The sequence below is a fragment of the Desulfovibrio sp. 1188_IL3213 genome, from assembly GCF_036763145.1.
GTDB lineage: Bacteria > Desulfobacterota > Desulfovibrionia > Desulfovibrionales > Desulfovibrionaceae > Desulfovibrio.
On sequence record NZ_JBAIYR010000467.1, the window covers coordinates 1 to 1,649 of the forward strand.

Genomic DNA, 1,649 nt, shown 5'->3' on the forward strand with positions numbered 1-1,649 from the left:
GGGAAAAGAAGCCAATATTCTACTAATCGAAGGAATCAAAGACGGCAAAAACGAAGGTCTGCGTTTTCTTCCACCATTATATACCTATGACCAAACGGGCAGCTACTCTGCCGACTTACAGGAGATGCTTTATGGCAACTGATCAATTCTTTTATGTTTTACTTTGCAATGACCAAAGCTTTTACGGCGGCTATACGACAGACCTATCCCGACGCCTGTTGGAGCATAATACAGGCACTGGTGCAAAATATACCCACCCTCAGAGTCGCCGACCAGTCAAAATGATTCACGCCGAGCGCTTTGAAACCCGCAGCGAGGCCACTAAAGCGGAATCAGCTTTTAAAAAATTACCCCGCAGGCAAAAAGAAAAGTACTTGCGAGAGCATCAAGAAAAAAACGTTTTGTGAGTGACTCACAAAACGTTTCAGACTGTAGACAAAAGACGTCTCGAACTCGTAATTTGAGTTTGAGACGTCTTTTTATCTGATTTCTTTCGAAATTTTGAACAAAAAAATAAAGGCTCCTTGCCTTTCCATAGCCAGGTGGCTAATTTCTTTAAATTCATTGCAGCAAACACTAGCATCGTATGCGTCGCGACTTTTTCCAAGCCTCGATACTTGGTCCAACGCATCCCATGCTTTTCTTTTGCATCCGCAAATATTCGTTCAATCGTTTGTTTCCGTTTTTTGTAAATTGATTTATTCAGATCCGTTAGGCGAAGATGTTCCACTTCATCCATCAGATCTCCCCAAACATGTCTCGTGATGACTCGTTGATGATTTTTACTTTTGGTACATTGGTTTAGCAGAGGACAGTTCACACATTCTTTTGGATTGGATTTGTATTCTCGGTACCCTTCTCGATTAACCGTTGAAAAAGCGAGCATTTGATCTTGCGGACAAATGTAACAATCATAATACTCGTCATAGAGAAACTCGTTTTTTGATAATAACCCCTTTTTCCCTTTGGGCCTTGAATAAGGCAAACAAGGTCGAAGGTTCAAATGAGTCAAAAAGTGAACAAACTTAGGTGTCTTATACCCAGCATCAGCGACAACACAGTTGATTTCAGGAAAAAGTCTCTTCGATTGTTTGACGAGCTGAAAGGCGACTTGACTGTCATGAATATTTCCAGGAGTGATGATTGTGCTAAGAATAAATCCGTTGTCGTCGCATGAAGTATGGGCAGAATAAGCAAATTGTTTTTCTCGTTCGCCTTTGACGTAGTAGCCGCTTTCCGGATCAGCCTTACTTATTTTTCTTTCTTTCAGCTTCACTTCCTTTTCTAAGTCCAAAGTAAAAGGGCGTTTTCCGGCCTCTATTCGTTGACGATTGATCTCATCTTCTAATTCATCCTGATAGGCTTTCGCTTCATCATGGGTCATTTCTTTCGTAAACTTATGTTTATTGGCGTTAGCTTTGATGTGGGTAGAATCAAGATACAAATTATCCTCTGTTACAAAACCTGCTTTAACTGCTTGTTCTAAAATATAGGCAAAAATATCCTCAAACACCGTCGTTTCTCTAAATCGGCGGACATAATTCTTTCCAAAAGTTGAGAAATGGGGGATTTTCTCCTCGAAGGAATAGCCTAAAAACCAGCGGTAAGCGACATTGGTATCGACTTCCTTAATGGTTTGTCGCATGGAA

Annotated in this window: 2 protein-coding genes; one reads left to right on the forward strand and one right to left on the reverse strand. The window is 40.8% G+C overall.

Annotated features, from left to right (window positions below; genetic code table 11):
• The first annotated feature begins 131 nt into the window (after positions 1 to 131).
• On the forward strand, positions 132 to 407 hold the full coding sequence (locus V6C16_RS12660) for a GIY-YIG nuclease family protein (RefSeq protein ID WP_333543376.1): 276 nt from the start codon (positions 132 to 134) through the stop codon (positions 405 to 407).
• 17 nt (positions 408 to 424) lie between these two features.
• Here the strand turns inward: V6C16_RS12660 and V6C16_RS12665 are convergent.
• Positions 425 to 1,649 (reverse strand): IS1182 family transposase (locus tag V6C16_RS12665; RefSeq protein WP_333543377.1); only part of this gene is annotated, 1,225 nt, incomplete at its 5' end.